General features: G+C 60.1%; 24 protein-coding genes. 22 read left to right on the top strand and 2 right to left on the bottom strand.

Translation table 11 applies throughout. The features are described 5' to 3' along the window. The 21 genes from rplV (at window position 1) to rplQ (ending at window position 11550) form a co-directional block, all read left to right on the top strand. Window positions 1-390, top strand: a complete 390-nt coding sequence (rplV, locus tag DEM27_RS15990) for a 50S ribosomal protein L22 (RefSeq protein ID WP_109459244.1) — start codon at window positions 1-3, stop codon at window positions 388-390. Continuing rightward, a complete protein-coding gene (gene rpsC, locus DEM27_RS15985) occupies window positions 390-1127 on the top strand; it encodes a 30S ribosomal protein S3 (protein ID WP_109459243.1) in 738 nt (245 codons plus the stop codon). Before rplV ends, rpsC begins: the two co-directional genes overlap by 1 nt. Window positions 1128-1164: 37 nt before the next feature. Further along, window positions 1165-1578, top strand: coding sequence for a 50S ribosomal protein L16 (gene rplP / locus DEM27_RS15980; protein WP_003573792.1), 414 nt, complete (start codon window positions 1165-1167; stop codon window positions 1576-1578). Window positions 1579-1589: 11 nt separating this feature from the next. After that, complete coding sequence (rpmC, locus tag DEM27_RS15975) at window positions 1590-1790, top strand: 50S ribosomal protein L29 (RefSeq protein WP_109459242.1); 201 nt, start codon at window positions 1590-1592, stop codon at window positions 1788-1790. A gap of 11 nt (window positions 1791-1801) precedes the next feature. Beyond that, the gene (gene rpsQ / locus DEM27_RS15970; protein ID WP_109459241.1) at window positions 1802-2038 is read left to right on the top strand and encodes a 30S ribosomal protein S17; all 237 of its coding nucleotides are present in this window, start codon (window positions 1802-1804) and stop codon (window positions 2036-2038) included. Between the two features lie 232 nt (window positions 2039-2270). Further along, window positions 2271-2639 (top strand): 50S ribosomal protein L14, encoded by a 369-nt coding sequence (gene rplN, locus DEM27_RS15965; protein WP_007770138.1) that lies wholly within the window; start codon window positions 2271-2273, stop codon window positions 2637-2639. Between the two features lie 12 nt (window positions 2640-2651). Then, window positions 2652-2960, top strand: coding sequence for a 50S ribosomal protein L24 (gene rplX / locus DEM27_RS15960; RefSeq protein ID WP_109459289.1), 309 nt, complete (start codon window positions 2652-2654; stop codon window positions 2958-2960). Then, window positions 2953-3510: a 50S ribosomal protein L5 gene (gene rplE / locus DEM27_RS15955; RefSeq protein ID WP_109459240.1), complete on the top strand. Its 558-nt coding sequence runs from the start codon at window positions 2953-2955 to the stop codon at window positions 3508-3510. Before rplX ends, rplE begins: the two co-directional genes overlap by 8 nt. 32 nt (window positions 3511-3542) lie before the next feature. Next, entirely contained in the window at window positions 3543-3848 is a 306-nt protein-coding gene (gene rpsN / locus DEM27_RS15950; RefSeq protein ID WP_109459239.1) for a 30S ribosomal protein S14, read from the top strand. A gap of 12 nt (window positions 3849-3860) precedes the next feature. Then, on the top strand, window positions 3861-4259 hold the full coding sequence (gene rpsH, locus DEM27_RS15945) for a 30S ribosomal protein S8 (RefSeq protein ID WP_109459238.1): 399 nt from the start codon (window positions 3861-3863) through the stop codon (window positions 4257-4259). A 44-nt stretch (window positions 4260-4303) separates the two neighbouring features. Continuing rightward, window positions 4304-4837, top strand: a complete 534-nt coding sequence (gene rplF, locus DEM27_RS15940; RefSeq protein WP_109459237.1) for a 50S ribosomal protein L6 — start codon at window positions 4304-4306, stop codon at window positions 4835-4837. A gap of 12 nt (window positions 4838-4849) precedes the next feature. Further along, a complete protein-coding gene (rplR, locus tag DEM27_RS15935) occupies window positions 4850-5212 on the top strand; it encodes a 50S ribosomal protein L18 (RefSeq protein ID WP_109459236.1) in 363 nt (120 codons plus the stop codon). A gap of 144 nt (window positions 5213-5356) precedes the next feature. Next, the gene (gene rpsE / locus DEM27_RS15930; RefSeq protein WP_109459235.1) at window positions 5357-5926 is read left to right on the top strand and encodes a 30S ribosomal protein S5; all 570 of its coding nucleotides are present in this window, start codon (window positions 5357-5359) and stop codon (window positions 5924-5926) included. 14 nt (window positions 5927-5940) lie between these two features. Further along, entirely contained in the window at window positions 5941-6141 is a 201-nt protein-coding gene (gene rpmD / locus DEM27_RS15925) for a 50S ribosomal protein L30 (protein ID WP_109459234.1), read from the top strand. Window positions 6142-6154: 13 nt separating this feature from the next. Continuing rightward, window positions 6155-6625, top strand: coding sequence for a 50S ribosomal protein L15 (rplO, locus tag DEM27_RS15920; RefSeq protein ID WP_109459233.1), 471 nt, complete (start codon window positions 6155-6157; stop codon window positions 6623-6625). 234 nt (window positions 6626-6859) lie between these two features. Next, complete coding sequence (gene secY, locus DEM27_RS15915) at window positions 6860-8200, top strand: preprotein translocase subunit SecY (protein ID WP_109459232.1); 1341 nt, start codon at window positions 6860-6862, stop codon at window positions 8198-8200. Further along, window positions 8197-8847: an adenylate kinase gene (locus DEM27_RS15910; protein WP_109459231.1), complete on the top strand. Its 651-nt coding sequence runs from the start codon at window positions 8197-8199 to the stop codon at window positions 8845-8847. The genes secY and DEM27_RS15910 overlap by 4 nt, the downstream gene beginning before the upstream one ends. A gap of 225 nt (window positions 8848-9072) precedes the next feature. After that, window positions 9073-9441, top strand: coding sequence for a 30S ribosomal protein S13 (gene rpsM, locus DEM27_RS15905; RefSeq protein ID WP_007531685.1), 369 nt, complete (start codon window positions 9073-9075; stop codon window positions 9439-9441). A 136-nt stretch (window positions 9442-9577) separates the two neighbouring features. Further along, window positions 9578-9967, top strand: a complete 390-nt coding sequence (gene rpsK, locus DEM27_RS15900) for a 30S ribosomal protein S11 (RefSeq protein WP_109459230.1) — start codon at window positions 9578-9580, stop codon at window positions 9965-9967. Window positions 9968-10070: 103 nt separating this feature from the next. Next, on the top strand, window positions 10071-11081 hold the full coding sequence (locus DEM27_RS15895) for a DNA-directed RNA polymerase subunit alpha (RefSeq protein WP_109459229.1): 1011 nt from the start codon (window positions 10071-10073) through the stop codon (window positions 11079-11081). 43 nt (window positions 11082-11124) lie between these two features. Next, window positions 11125-11550 carry a 50S ribosomal protein L17 gene (gene rplQ, locus DEM27_RS15890; protein WP_109459228.1) on the top strand — a complete coding sequence of 142 codons (426 nt, stop codon included), beginning with the start codon at window positions 11125-11127 and terminating at the stop codon, window positions 11548-11550. A 73-nt stretch (window positions 11551-11623) separates the two neighbouring features. Here the strand turns inward: rplQ and msrQ are convergent, their stop codons facing one another. Together msrQ and msrP are read right to left on the bottom strand one after the other, a co-directional pair. Then, complete coding sequence (msrQ, locus tag DEM27_RS15885; RefSeq protein WP_109459227.1) at window positions 11624-12271, bottom strand: protein-methionine-sulfoxide reductase heme-binding subunit MsrQ; 648 nt, start codon at window positions 12269-12271, stop codon at window positions 11624-11626. Beyond that, on the bottom strand, window positions 12271-13221 hold the full coding sequence (gene msrP / locus DEM27_RS15880) for a protein-methionine-sulfoxide reductase catalytic subunit MsrP (protein WP_109459226.1): 951 nt from the start codon (window positions 13219-13221) through the stop codon (window positions 12271-12273). The genes msrQ and msrP overlap by 1 nt, the downstream gene beginning before the upstream one ends. A 309-nt stretch (window positions 13222-13530) precedes the next feature. Here msrP and ilvD point away from each other — a divergent pair, with 309 nt between their 5' ends. Further along, entirely contained in the window at window positions 13531-15366 is a 1836-nt protein-coding gene (gene ilvD, locus DEM27_RS15875; RefSeq protein ID WP_109459225.1) for a dihydroxy-acid dehydratase, read from the top strand. Window positions 15367-15400: the final 34 nt, after the last annotated feature.

Raw genomic sequence — 15400 nt, 5'->3', positions numbered from 1 at the left:
ATGGGCAAGGCTAAAGCCGAACGCCGGCTGAAGGATAATGAGGCGCAAGCTGTTGCGCGCACGATCCGCGTCAGCCCCCAGAAGCTCAACCTGGTTGCCGCGATGATCCGCGGCAAGAAGGTTGACCGTGCACTCGCAGAGCTGGAATTCTCGCGCAAGCGGATCGCCGGCACCGTCAAGAAGACTCTTGAGTCGGCCATCGCGAATGCCGAGAACAACCACGATCTCGACGTTGACTCGCTGATCGTCGCAGAAGCCTACGTCGGCAAGTCCATCGTCATGAAGCGTTTCCACGCTCGTGGTCGTGGCCGCGCATCGCGCGTCGAAAAGCCGTTTGCGCATCTGACGATCGTCGTTCGCGAAGTCGAAGCAGCCGGGGAGGCCGCATAATGGGTCAGAAAATCAATCCGATCGGTTTCCGCCTCGGCATCAACCGTACCTGGGACAGCCGTTGGTTCGCCGACAACGCCGAATACGGCCAGCTGTTGCACGAAGACCTGAAAATCCGCGCTTACCTGATGGAAGAGCTGAAGCAGGCCGGTATCGCCAAGGTGGTCATCGAGCGTCCGCACAAGAAGTGCCGCGTCACGATCCACTCGGCTCGTCCGGGCCTGATCATCGGCAAGAAGGGCGCCGACATCGAGAAGCTTCGCAAGAAGCTTTCCGAGATGACCAATTCGGAAACGCACCTCAACATCGTTGAAGTGCGCAAGCCGGAAATCGACTCGACGCTCGTCGCCCAGTCGATCGCCCAGCAGCTCGAGCGCCGCGTGGCATTCCGCCGTGCGATGAAGCGTGCCGTTCAGTCGGCCATGCGTCTCGGCGCCGAAGGCATCAAGATCACCTGCGCCGGCCGTCTCGGCGGCGCGGAAATCGCCCGTACGGAATGGTACCGTGAAGGTCGCGTGCCGTTGCACACGCTGCGCGCCGACATCGATTACGGTACGGCAGAAGCTGAAACCGCTTTCGGTATCTGCGGCATCAAGGTCTGGATCTTCAAGGGCGAAATCCTTGAGCACGATCCGATGGCTTCCGAGCGTCGTGCGCTCGAAGGCGATGCGCAGGGTTCCGGTGGCAGAGATCGTGACCGGGATCGCGACCGCGATCGTCGTCGCGAAAACGCTTGATTAGCGTTGGCGAAAGATAAGTTCGGAGAATAAGAAAATGTTGCAGCCAAAGCGTACCAAGTACCGCAAGCAGTTCAAGGGCCGCATCAAGGGCGTTGCCAAGGGTGGCTCTGACCTGGCGTTCGGCGAATTCGGCCTCAAGGCGCAGGAACCGAACCGCGTCAATGCCCGCGAGATCGAAGCGGCTCGCCGCGCGATCACCCGCTACATGAAGCGCGCGGGCCGAGTGTGGATCCGCGTGTTCCCTGACGTTCCGGTGACGGCCAAGCCGACCGAAGTTCGTATGGGTAAGGGTAAGGGTTCCGTCGAATACTGGGCTTGCAAGGTCAAGCCCGGTCGTATGATGTTTGAGATCGATGGCGTCAGCGAAGAAATTGCCCGTGAGGCACTTCGCCTGGGCTCTGCCAAGCTCTCGGTCAAGACGCGCTTCGTACAGCGCATTGCAGAGTGAGGATTGAGACCATGAAGGCATCCGACGTTCGTGCGTTCAGCGCCGATCAGCTCAAGGACGAGCTTGCCAAGCTGAAGAAGGAGCAGTTCAATCTGCGCTTCCAGCAGGCGACCGGCCAGCTCGAAAAGTCCTCTCGCATCAACGAAGTCCGCAAGGACATCGCGCGAATCAAAACCATTGCCCGCCAGAAGGCGGCAGAAGCCAAGGCCTAAGGAAGAACAATATGCCGAAACGCATTCTGCAGGGCGTCGTCGTCAGCGACAAGAACGACAAGACCGTCGTGGTCCGGGTCGAGCGTCGATTCGCTCACCCGCTGCTCCAGAAGACCGTCCGTCGCTCCAAGAAGTACAAGGCGCACGACGAAACCAACCAGTACAAGACCGGCGACATCGTTTCCATCGAGGAATGCGCGCCGATCTCCAAGGACAAGCGCTGGACGGTCGTAGCCTCCCACGCTTAATTTCAGAAGTTTCGCGCCGGGGCCTTGCTTCTGGCGCGAAATTCTGTATGAAGCAGCGCAAGGACGCTCGTTCGCGGGCGTCTTTTGCTTTAATGCGCACGGAAGGTCCCGTTGGGAAACCACCCTGGCACGATCGATCCCGCGCGAGAATTAGAGAATTTCATAAGCTGGAACAGGGGGCTGTCGCGAGGCGTGCCCAACCGGTCCGGTAACAACAAGAAGGCGACCTGACATGATTCAGATGCAAACAAACCTCGACGTGGCGGATAATTCCGGCGCACGTCGTGTCATGTGCATCAAGGTGCTGGGCGGCTCCAAGCGCAAGTACGCTTCGATCGGCGACATCATCGTCGTCTCGATCAAGGAAGCCATTCCGCGCGGCCGCGTCAAGAAGGGCGACGTGATGAAGGCGGTTGTCGTGCGCACCGCAAAGGACATCCGTCGTCCGGACGGCAGCGTCATCCGTTTCGATAATAACGCAGCTGTTCTTATCGACAATAAGAAAGAGCCGATCGGCACCCGTATCTTCGGACCGGTTCCGCGCGAACTTCGCGCCAAGAACCACATGAAGATCATCTCGCTGGCTCCGGAAGTACTGTAAGGAGCGATGGCGATGCAAAAGATTCGTAAGGGCGACAAGGTCGTCGTATTGGCCGGCAAGGACAAGGGCCGCACCGGCGAAGTACTCCAGGTTATGCCGAAGGAAGACCGCGCGGTCGTTCGCGGCGTCAACGTCGTGAAGCGCCATCAGCGCCAGACGCAGACGCAGGAAGCCGGCATCATCAACAAGGAAGCCTCGATCCACCTGTCCAACCTCGCGGTTGCCGACAAGGATGGCAAGCCGACCCGCGTCGGTTTCCAGGTGATCGAAGGCAAGAAGGTCCGTGTGGCCAAGCGTTCGGGAGAAGTGATCGATGGCTGAGACAAAGTATGAGCCGCGGCTCAAGACGGAATACGTCTCTCGCATTCGCGCTGCCCTGCAGGAGCAGTTCTCGTTTGCAAACGAGATGCAGATCCCGAAGCTCGACAAGATCGTGATCAACATGGGTGTTGGCGAAGCCACGGCTGATTCGAAGAAGCCGTCCGTCGCTGCTGCCGACCTCGCTGCGATTGCCGGCCAGAAGGCGGTGATCACCAAGGCGCGTAACTCTATCGCAGGCTTCAAGGTCCGCGAGCACATGCCGATCGGCGCGAAGGTCACCCTGCGCGGCGCCCGCATGTATGAATTCGTGGATCGCCTGGTCAACATCGCGCTGCCGCGCGTTCGCGACTTTCGCGGCCTGAACCCGAAGTCCTTCGACGGCCGTGGCAACTTCGCCATGGGCATCAAGGAGCACATTGTGTTCCCGGAGATCAACTACGACAAGGTTGATCAGATGTGGGGCATGGACATCATCGTTTGCACGACGGCAAAGACGGACGACGAAGCACGAGCTCTCCTGAAAGAGTTCAACTTCCCGTTCCGTACGTAACCGTAACGACGAGCGTAGAAAAGGAACTCGATATGGCGAAGACAAGCGCAGTCGAAAAGAACAAGCGCCGCCGCAAGATCGTTGCAGGCCAAGCCTCCAAGCGGGCCGCCCTGAAGGCGATCATCATGAACCAGTCTCTTCCGATCGAAGACCGGTTCAAGGCAACCCTGAAGCTGGCAGAACTGCCGCGCGACGGATCGAAGACGCGCATTCGCAACCGCTGCGAAGTGACCGGTCGTCCGCGTGCGTTCTATCGCAAGCTGAAGATGTCGCGTATTGCACTGCGCGAACTGGGCAATACCGGCAAGGTGCCGGGTATTGTCAAGTCGAGCTGGTAAGGAGACGGGCACATGACTATGACTGATCCTTTGGGCGATATGCTCACCCGTATCCGTAACGGCGCTGCCCGCCGCAAGAACTCGGTATCCACTCCGGCTTCGAAGCTCCGTGCACGCGTTCTCGATGTCCTGCAGGCCGAAGGCTATATTCGCGGTTATTCCGAAGTCACCTTCGACAACGGCAAGACCGAGCTGGAAATCGAACTCAAGTATTATGAAGGTGCGTCCGTGATCCGTGAGATCGGCCGCGTCTCCAAGCCGGGCCGCCGGGTCTATGTCTCGGTCAAGTCCATTCCGCAGGTCGCGAACGGCCTCGGCATCACCATCCTTTCGACTCCGAAGGGCGTGATGGCCGATCACCAGGCTCGCGAACAGAACGTTGGCGGCGAGGTTCTTTGCTCTGTCTTCTAAGACAGGGCAGGGATCTCTCCATAGCGAACAGACAGGATTGAAAAATGTCTCGTATCGGTAAGAAGCCCGTTCCGGTTCCTGCAGGGATCACGGCCACCGTTGATGGCCAGAAGGTGACTGCAAAGGGCCCGAAAGGCGAACTGTTTTTCGTCGCAAATGACGATATCTCCGTGAAGCTGGAAGACAACGCCGTCGTTGTCCAGCCGGCCAACGAAACCAAGGGTGCTCGTTCCAAGTGGGGCATGTCCCGCACGATGGTCGAGAACATCTTCAAGGGTGTCAAGGACGGCTTCGAGCGCAAGCTTGAAATCAACGGCGTCGGTTACCGCGCGTCGCTCCAGGGCAAGAACCTGCAGCTGGCACTCGGTTTCTCCCACGACGTGGTGTATGAGCCGCCGGTCGGCATCACCATTGCTGTGCCGAAGCCGACGGAAATCATCGTTTCAGGCATCAACAAGCAGCAGGTCGGCCAGGTTGCGGCCGAAATTCGCGAATACCGCGGTCCCGAGCCCTACAAGGGCAAGGGCGTCAAGTACGCGGAAGAGCGGATTGTCCGCAAAGAAGGCAAGAAGAAGTAAGGATCACGCGAAATGGCTAGCAGGAAAGAAGCACTTGCACGTCGCGCCAACCGCGTGCGCCGTCACCTCAAGTCGGTGGCCAATGGCCGTCCGCGCCTGTCGGTTCATCGCTCGTCGAAGAACATCTACGTACAGGTTATCGATGATGTCGCAGGTCGTACGCTCGCGTCCGCCTCGACCCTCGACACCACTCTGCGTCCGTCTCTGAAGACGGGCGCCGATACGGCAGCCGCTGCTGCCGTCGGCAAGCTGGTTGCCGAACGTGCCGTCAAGGCCGGCGTCAAGGACGTCGTCTTCGACCGTGGCGCGTTCATCTATCACGGCCGTATCAAGGCACTTGCAGAAGCAGCCCGCGAAGGCGGCCTGAACTTCTGACGAGTTTCTCCTCCGGATGTCGTCATCCGGAGGAGATTTTTGGGTATTGCCAATCGCCGGGCCGCATTGGATCTCGAAAAGAGAGCAATGGGGTCCTTATCATGATTTGCCAATTGCACCCGCAAAAGAAAAAGGAAAAGGACAATGGCACAGGAAAGAAGGGGCCAGCGCGAAGATCGCCAGGCCCGCGAAGAGCGCGATAGCGAGTTCGTCGACAAGCTGGTCGCGATCAACCGCGTTGCGAAGGTCGTCAAGGGTGGCCGTCGCTTCGGTTTCGCCGCTCTCGTCGTCGTCGGCGACCAGAAGGGCCGCGTCGGCTTCGGTCACGGCAAGGCACGCGAAGTGCCGGAAGCAATCCGCAAGGCGACGGAAGCCGCCAAGCGCGAACTGATTTTCGTTCCGCTGCGCGATGGCCGCACGCTGCATCACGACGTCAACGGTCGCCACGGCGCGGGCAAGGTTCTGCTTCGTTCGGCCAAGGCCGGTACCGGTATCATCGCCGGTGGTCCGATGCGCGCCGTTTTCGAAACGCTCGGCGTTCATGACGTCGTCGCCAAGTCGACCGGTTCCTCGAACCCCTACAACATGGTTCGTGCAACGTTCGACGCTCTGAAGCATCAGGTTCATCCGAAGGACATCGCGGCACAGCGCGGCTTGAAATACGCCACGCTCCAGGCACGTCGCGCCGCCTCCGGCAATGCTTCCGAAGAATAAGAGGAGCATTCCAAATGGCTAACAAGACTGCTGAAAAGACGGTTACCGTCGAACAGATCGGTAGCCCCATCCGCCGCCCGGCCATCCAGCGCCAGACGCTGATCGGTCTCGGTCTCAACAAGATGCATCGCCGCAGCACGCTGGAAGATACGCCTTCTGTTCGTGGCATGATCCGGGCTGTCCAGCATCTCGTCCGCATCGTCGACGAGAAGTGAGGGAGAAAAGATCATGAAACTGAATGAAATCAAGGACAACGAAGGCGCAACCCATAGCCGCAAGCGGCTGGGTCGCGGTATCGGTTCCGGCTCCGGCAAGACCGGTGGTCGCGGTGTCAAGGGTCAGAAGGCTCGTTCGGGCGTTGCCATCAACGGCTTCGAAGGCGGCCAGATGCCAATCTACCGTCGTCTGCCGAAGCGCGGCTTCAACAACATCTTCGCAAGCGAATTTGTTGTCGTGTCGCTCGGCCGCATCCAGACGGCAATCGATGCCAAGAAGCTCGACGCTTCGAAGACCATCGATGCAGCAGCCCTCAAGGCTGCCGGCGTTATCCGCCGCGAAAAGGATGGTGTTCGCGTTCTCGCTGACGGCGAATTGACGGCGAAGGTCACCATCGAAGTTGCCGGCGCCTCCAAGCCTGCGGTCGAAAAGATCGAAAAGGCTGGCGGCTCGGTCAAGCTTCTCCTGGCTGCCGCAGAATAAAGTTGACTTCAACCGCCCGGGGTGGCTTCACACCGGGCGGTTTTACTCCCATATGTGGGCCTCACGTTCCTCAAGACGAGTCTTCGTCTTCCGGGATTTAAACGGAAAACAAGGGTGAGGCATCCGATTGCGCCGCAATCTGTCCGACACCCGGTTTTTTGAACAGGATTGAGAAACTGCTTCCGGACATGGCCGGTTCGTCTTGCCTCCGGAGTTGGTTACGCGGAGAATTGCATGGCGTCTGCAGCGGAACAATTAGCATCAAATCTGAATTTTTCGACTTTCGCCAAGGCTGAGGATCTGAAGAAGCGGCTGTGGTTTACCCTCGCAGCGCTCCTGGTCTATCGCCTCGGCACACATATTCCGCTTCCGGGTCTCAATCCCGATGCTTACGCCCAGGCCTTCCATGGCCAGGCAGGCGGTATCCTCGGTCTTTTCAACATGTTTTCGGGCGGCGCCGTGCAACGCATGGCGATTTTTGCGCTCGGCATCATGCCCTATATCTCCGCTTCGATCATCGTGCAGCTCATGACTTCGGTCGTGCCGGCGCTCGAAAACCTGAAGAAGGAAGGCGAGCAGGGCCGCAAGATCATCAACCAGTACACCCGTTACGGCACCGTTCTGCTCGGCGCGCTGCAGGCCTATGGCATTGCGGTCGGCCTTGAAAGCGGCAGCGGCATCGTCGTCGATCCAGGCTGGTTCTTCCGTATTTCCACCGTGATCACGCTGCTCGGCGGCACGATGTTCCTGATGTGGCTCGGTGAGCAGATCACCTCGCGCGGCATCGGCAACGGTATTTCGCTGATCATCTTCGCCGGCATCGCCGCAGGCCTGCCGTCGGCTCTGGCCGGCACGCTGGAACTCGGCCGCACCGGCGCGCTGTCGACCGGCCTGATTCTCGCGGTCATCATCGTCGCCATCCTCTGCATCGCACTGATCGTCTTCGTCGAGCGCGCCCAGCGCCGCCTGCTGATCCAGTATCCGAAGCGCCAGGTCGGCAACCGCATGTTCCAGGGCGATACTTCGCACCTGCCGCTGAAGCTCAACACCTCGGGGGTCATCCCGGCGATCTTCGCATCGTCGCTGCTGCTGCTGCCCGCAACGGCCGCCGGCTTCACCAATTCGACGGAACTGCCCGGCTGGGCGACCTCGATCGTGGCGGCGCTCGGCCATGGCCAGCCGCTTTACATGGTGCTTTACGGTGCCCTGATCGCGTTCTTCGCCTTCTTCTACACGGCGATCGTCTTCAATCCGAAGGACACCGCCGACAATCTGAAAAAGCACGGCGGCTTTATCCCCGGGATTCGGCCGGGAGAGCGCACCGCGGAGTACATCGACTTCGTGCTGACCCGCATCACCGTCGTCGGCGCAATCTATCTCGTCTTCGTCTGTATTCTTCCCGAAATTCTGGTTTCTCAGACGGGTGTACCGTTATCCCTTGGTGGTACGTCGCTTTTGATTGTTGTCAGCGTCACCCTTGATACTGTAGCACAGATTCAAGGACATCTGATTGCCCAGCAATACGAGGGTCTGATCAAGAAATCGAAATTGCGTGGAGGAAAGAGGGGACGATGAGACTTATTCTTTTGGGGCCGCCGGGTGCGGGCAAGGGGACCCAGGCCCAGAGAATCGTGGAAAAGCACGGGATTCCCCAACTTTCCACCGGCGACATGCTGCGTGCGGCGGTTGCCGCCGAAACGGAAGTGGGCAAGCGCGCCAAGGCCGTGATGGACGCCGGCAAGCTCGTCTCCGACGAGATCGTCAACGCCATTGTTTCGGAGCGAATCGACCAGCCGGATTGCGCCAAGGGTTTCATTCTCGACGGTTATCCGCGCACACTGGTGCAGGCTGACGCTACGGAAGCCATGCTCAAGGCGAAGTCTCTGGATCTTTCAAAGGTCATCGAGATCCGCGTCGACGACGCCGTGCTCGCCGACCGCGTTTCGGGTCGTTACACCTGTGCCAACTGTGGCGCCGGTTACCACGACACGAATCTCAAGCCGAAGGTGGAAGGCGTCTGTGATCGCTGCGGTTCGACGCATTTCAAGCGCCGGCCGGACGACAATCGCGACACCGTCGTCACCCGCCTGCAGGCCTATTACAAGGAAACGTCTCCGCTGATCGGCTACTACCATGCCAAGGGTAAGCTCGCTTCCGTGGACGGTATGGCCGACATCGAACAGGTGACGGCGGATATCGACAGGATTCTGGCATCCGTCTAGGCGGTTGACGGAAATTACTTTGGCGAGGCAGTTGCTTTTTTGCAGCGATTCCGCTAAACACCGCGCCAACTCGCGACATACCATGCGATCGGCGCGGATTTCTTCGAGAAGTCCGGGTTCGGTCGTTTGTTGTTGTGAACCTGATTTTTGAACTGGTGGCTCTCTGGGCCGCGTAACGAAAAAGCCCTTTTGTCGGATGACAACTGGAACGCAAGGAGAATAGACGTGGCACGTATCGCTGGCGTCAACATCCCGACGGCAAAGCGCGTTGTTATCGCGTTGACCTACATTCACGGGATTGGTCCGAAATTCGCGCAGGAAATCATGGAGAAGGTTGGTCTTCCCGCTGACAAGCGCGTCCACCAGCTGACGGACTCCGAAGTCCTTCAGATCCGCGAAACCATCGACCGCGATTACCAGGTTGAAGGCGACCTGCGTCGCGAGACCTCGATGAACATCAAGCGCTTGATGGACCTCGGCTGCTACCGCGGCCTGCGTCATCGCCGCGGCCTGCCGGTTCGCGGTCAGCGCACGCACACCAACGCCCGCACCCGCAAGGGTCCGGCGAAGGCGATCGCTGGTAAGAAGAAGTAATTTCCGGATCATATCCGGGAAGGGGAGGCTGGCGCAGGTCGCCGGCCTCCTTTTTGAATTTGGTGAAGGGTTTTGCGCCGTTCACCGGTGTAGCCGCTGGTGTTACGGCGGTGAAGAGATCAACGAAAGGTAAGACATGGCCAAGGAAGCCACACGCGTTCGCCGCCGCGAACGTAAAAACATCACGTCGGGCGTCGCTCACGTCAACTCGACTTTCAACAACACGATGATCACCATCACCGACGCACAGGGCAACGCCATTGCCTGGTCGTCCGCTGGTGCCAAGGGCTTCAAGGGTTCGCGCAAGTCGACCCCGTTCGCTGCCCAGATCGCTGCCGAAGACTGCGCCAAGAAGGCCCAGGAACACGGCATGAAGTCGCTGGAAGTGGAAGTCTGCGGTCCGGGGTCGGGTCGTGAATCCGCCCTGCGCGCGTTGCAGGCTGCCGGTTTCGTGATCACGTCCATTCGCGACGTGACGCCGATCCCGCACAATGGTTGCCGTCCGCGCAAGAAGCGCCGCGTCTGATCATTCCTTTATCCGCCGGTGAGCGCCCCTTCGGCGCTCCTCCCGGCGTTTCTAATGCTCGGTTGCCACGATTGGATGGTGGCAGCGAACGGAAGGAAAACACATGATTCAGAAGAACTGGCAAGAACTGATCAAGCCGAACAAGGTCGAGTTCACCTCTTCCGGCCGGACGAAGGCGACGCTCGTCGCCGAGCCGCTGGAGCGGGGTTTCGGCCTGACGCTCGGCAACGCACTGCGTCGCGTGCTGCTGTCGTCGTTGCGCGGTGGTGCAGTGACTGCCGTGCAGATCGACGGCGTATTGCATGAATTCTCCTCGATCCCGGGCGTTCGCGAAGATGTCACCGACATCGTCCTGAACATCAAGGAAATCGCCATCAAGATGGACGGCGACGATGCCAAGCGCATGGTCGTCCGCAAGCAGGGTCCGGGCGTCGTTACCGCCGGGGACATCCAGACGGTCGGCGATATCGAGATCCTGAACCCGAACCATGTTATCTGCACGCTCGACGAGGGCGCCGAGATCCGCATGGAATTCACCGTGAACAACGGCAAGGGTTACGTTCCGGCAGAGCGCAACCGCGCTGAAGATGCGCCGATCGGCCTCATTCCGGTCGACAGCCTGTATTCGCCGGTCAAGAAAGTGTCCTACAAGGTGGAAAACACCCGTGAAGGCCAGGTTCTCGACTACGACAAGCTGACGATGACGATCGAGACCAACGGTTCCATCACCGGCGAAGATGCGATCGCATTTGCGGCCCGCATCCTGCAGGACCAGCTCGGCGTGTTCGTCAACTTCGACGAGCCGCAGAAGGAAGCCGAAGAAGAAGCCGTTACCGAACTGGCCTTCAATCCGGCGCTCCTCAAGAAGGTCGACGAACTGGAACTTTCGGTCCGTTCGGCCAACTGCCTCAAGAACGACAACATCGTTTATATCGGCGACCTCATTCAGAAGACCGAAGCCGAAATGCTTCGCACGCCGAATTTTGGTCGCAAGTCGCTGAACGAAATCAAGGAAGTCCTGGCTTCCATGGGTCTCCATCTCGGTATGGAAGTGCCCGCCTGGCCGCCGGAAAACATCGAAGATCTCGCCAAGCGATACGAAGACCAATATTAACCATTAGACTGCGGGTTTTGCCTGCAAGTGAAGGAGAGTAGCCATGCGCCACCAGAAAGCCGGTCGCAAGCTGAACAGAACCGCCAGCCATCGTAAGGCAATGTTTGCCAACATGGCTGCCTCGCTCATCACCCATGAGCAGATCGTCACCACCCTGCCGAAGGCGAAGGAAATTCGCCCGATCGTCGAAAAGCTCGTCACCCTCGGCAAGCGCGGCGACCTGCATGCCCGCCGCCAGGCGATCTCGCAGATCCGCGACGTTGCCGTCGTTTCGAAGCTGTTCGACACGATCGCTTCGCGTTACGCCACCCGCAACGGCGGCTACCTGCGCATCATGAAGGCTGGCTTCCGCCAGGGCGACAACGCTGCCCTTGCTGTTGTCGAGTTCGTCGAGCGCGACGTCGATGCCAAGGGCGCAGCCGACAAGGCTCGCGTTGCTGCTGAAGCAGACGCTGCCGAAGCCGCTTGATCTTTTCCGCCTCGCGGAAACAAAACAGCCGGGTCGAAAGATCCGGCTGTTTGCGTTTGGGACCATGTTTGTTTCAGGCGATGCGCTCGGTTGCCTGCGCGCGCAGGTTTTTCCGCTCGTTCTTTCTCGCTCGCAGGATCGGCCGCACGCCGCGATACAACAGCAGCACGACGATCAGGCCGATGTAGACATATTGCTCCAGCGTCAAGACCTTCGTCGAGAGTGCGAAATGCAAGGCCCCAAGCGCGGCAATCGGATAGATCAGCCGATGCAGCCGGATCCAGTTTTTTCCGAGCCTGCGGATCGAGGCCATGTTCGAAGTGATCGCCAGCGGTATGAGCAACAACAGCGCCGCCATGCCGAACATAATGAAGGGGCGCTTGAGAACATCGGCGAGGATGGCGTTGAACATCGGTGCCTGGTCGAGGATCGCATAGACCGAGAAATGCATCAGCGCGTAATAGAAGGTCAAGAGCCCAAGCGCCCGGCGATAACGGATGAGGTTCCAGCCGGCGAGGTCCCGAAAGGGGCTGACCGCCAGCGTAGCGATCAGGAAGCGCAGCGTCCAGAGGCCGAGCAGCAGTTCGAAGCTTTTCACCGGATCGGCGCCGAGGTCGTCGGTTGCGCCGAGATAGAAGGACCACGCGGCCGGCAGCAGCCCGACGATATAGAGCAGCCAGACGGAAGCCGGCTGCCAGCGTTTGGGAAGAACCGGCGCCATCAATAGTTCGCCCTGAGATCCATACCGGCGTAGAGGCTTGCCACCTCGTCGGCATAACCGTTGAAGGGCAGGGTGGGGCGCCGCCCGCCCGACGAGAAGAAACCGCCTTCGCCGATGCGTCTTTCCGTCGCCTGGCTCCAGCGCGGGTGGTCGACCTCGGGATTGACGTTGGCGTAAAAGCCGTATTCCTGCGGATTGGTGACCTGCCAAGTGTTTTTCGGCTGCTGGTCGGTCAAGGTGATGCGCACGATCGACTTGATACCCTTGAATCCGTATTTCCACGGTACGACGAGCCGGATCGGCGCGCCGTTCTGGTTCGGCAGCGTTTCGCCGTAGAGACCGACAGCGAGCAGGGTGAGCGGATGGCGTGCCTCGTCGAGCCGCAGGCCCTCGATATAGGGCCAGCTCAGCGACTGGAAATAACCGCCCTGGCCCGGCATTTCTTCCGGCCGCACCACGGTCTCGAAGGCGACGTATTTTGCGCTTCCGAGCGGTTCGACCTTGTCGAGCAGGGCGGCCAGCGGAAAGCCGTTCCACGGAATGACCATCGACCAGGCCTCGACGCAGCGCATGCGGTAGACGCGCTCCTCGATCGGAAAATCCTTGATCAGCTGGTCGATGTCGAAGGTGCCGGGTTTGCCGACCATGCCATCGACGGCGATCGTCCAGGGCCGTGGCTTGAAATCGCCGGACAGTGCTGCCGGATCGCCCTTGTCGAGGCCGAACTCGTAAAAATTATTGTAGGTGGTGACGTCCTTCTGCGGCGTCAGCTTTTCATCGACCTTGTATCGGCTCGGTACGACGGCAAGGGCGGCGGCTGCTGCCTGCGCGCCGCCAAGCATGGCAGCGCCGGCAAGCGTTGCGGCGCCGAGGAAGTTGCGACGGTTGAGATAAATCGGCTGCGGCGTGATTTCCGAGGCGGGAATTCTTGGCGGGCGATAGGCGGCCATGGCACGTTCCTTTCAGCGTGAAGCGCATCATATCGCCAATACGGATTCAAGATTGGTTTTGTTACGGCCGGCGTGACGGTTTTCTTCCGTGGTTACACCACATTTTCGTGTTTTGACGTGAAGAGCCGTGTACAGCCCTGCTTATTCCGCCGCGCTTGGCCGCAGCTGCCGCTTGTACCGTACCGGATTCGGCCTACCTGATAGTGACAGATTCCGGCAATTGCGTTAGGACCTGAGAAAAATGGGCTGCGGTAGAGACGCCTTGCCCCGCACTCCCCGGATAGATTCAAAGACGTCGAGGAAAACACCATGCCTGCTTATCGTTCGAGAACCACGACCCATGGCCGCAATATGGCCGGTGCCCGCGGCCTTTGGCGCGCGACGGGCATGAAGGACAGCGATTTCGGCAAGCCGATCATTGCCGTGGTCAACTCGTTCACGCAGTTCGTGCCCGGCCACGTTCACCTCAAGGATCTCGGCCAGCTCGTCGCCCGCGAAATCGAAGCGGCCGGCGGTGTTGCCAAGGAGTTCAACACCATTGCCGTCGACGACGGCATCGCCATGGGCCATGACGGCATGCTCTATTCGCTGCCGTCGCGCGAAATCATCGCCGACTCGGTCGAATACATGGTCAACGCCCATTGCGCCGACGCTATGGTCTGCATCTCGAACTGCGACAAGATCACCCCCGGCATGCTGAATGCCGCCATGCGCCTCAACATCCCGTCCGTCTTCGTCTCCGGTGGCCCGATGGAGGCCGGCAAGGTCGTCCTTCACGGCAAGACCCACGCGCTCGATCTCGTCGATGCCATGGTCGCGGCCGCCGACGACAAGATGTCCGACGAGGACGTCAAGGCCATCGAGCGTTCGGCCTGTCCGACCTGCGGTTCCTGTTCCGGCATGTTTACGGCCAATTCGATGAACTGCCTGACGGAAGCACTCGGCCTGTCCTTGCCCGGCAACGGCTCGACGCTCGCCACGCATGCCGATCGCAAGCGCCTCTTCGTCGAAGCCGGTCACCTGATCGTCGATCTCGCCCGCCGCTATTACGAGCAGGAAGACGACAGCATCCTGCCGCGCAACGTTGCCAACAAGCGCGCCTTCGAAAACGCCATGTCGCTCGACATCGCCATGGGCGGCTCGACCAACACCGTGCTGCACATCCTCGCGGCCGCCTATGAAGGTGGTATCGATTTTGACCTCGACGACATCGACCAGCTGTCGCGCAAGGTGCCGTGCCTCTCGAAGGTGGCGCCGGCCAAGCAGGACGTGCACATGGAAGACGTCCACCGCGCCGGGGGCATCATGCGCATCCTCGGCGAACTCGACCGTGGCGGCCTTCTCCATCGCGATACACCGACCGTGCATGCCGAGACGCTGGGCGATGCCATCGATCGTTGGGACATCACCCGCACCAGCAGCGAGACCGTGCGGACCTTCTTCCGCGCTGCACCGGGCGGCATCCCGACGCAGGTTGCCTTCAGCCAGGAATCCCGCTGGGACGAACTCGATACCGACGGTGAAAAGGGCGTCATCCGCTCCGTCGAACATCCGTTCTCCAAGGATGGCGGCCTGGCCGTTCTCTCCGGCAACATCGCGCTCGACGGCTGCATCGTGAAGACGGCCGGCGTCGATGAGTCGATCCTGAAGTTCTCCGGCCCGGCTGTCGTTTACGAAAGCCAGGATGCGGCGGTGAAGGGCATCCTCGGCAACGAGGTCAAGGCCGGCGACGTCGTCGTCATCCGCTACGAGGGTCCGAAGGGCGGTCCGGGCATGCAGGAAATGCTCTATCCGACCAGCTACCTGAAGTCGAAGGGCCTCGGCAAGGCCTGCGCGCTGATCACCGACGGCCGTTTCTCCGGCGGCACGTCCGGTCTGTCCATCGGCCATGCCTCGCCGGAAGCGGCGCAGGGCGGTGCCATCGGCCTGGTGCGCAACGGCGATATCATCAATATCGATATCCCCAACCGCACCATCGATCTGGCCATCTCCGAGCCCGAACTGGCAGCGCGCCGCGCCGAGCAGGACAAGCTCGGCTGGAAGCCGGCCGCGCCGCGCAAGCGCAACGTCACCACGGCGCTGAAGGCCTATGCCGCTTTCGCCGCCAGTGCCGACAAGGGCGCCGTGCGCATCCTGCCGGAATAAAAATCGCCGGCATTTTTCCGGATTGACATTCAAG

The sequence above is a fragment of the Rhizobium album genome (assembly GCF_003122325.1).
Lineage (GTDB): Bacteria > Pseudomonadota > Alphaproteobacteria > Rhizobiales > Rhizobiaceae > Metarhizobium > Metarhizobium album.
Note: the sequence above shows the minus strand (reverse complement) of the source record. Positions and strands in the feature narration are given on the sequence as shown.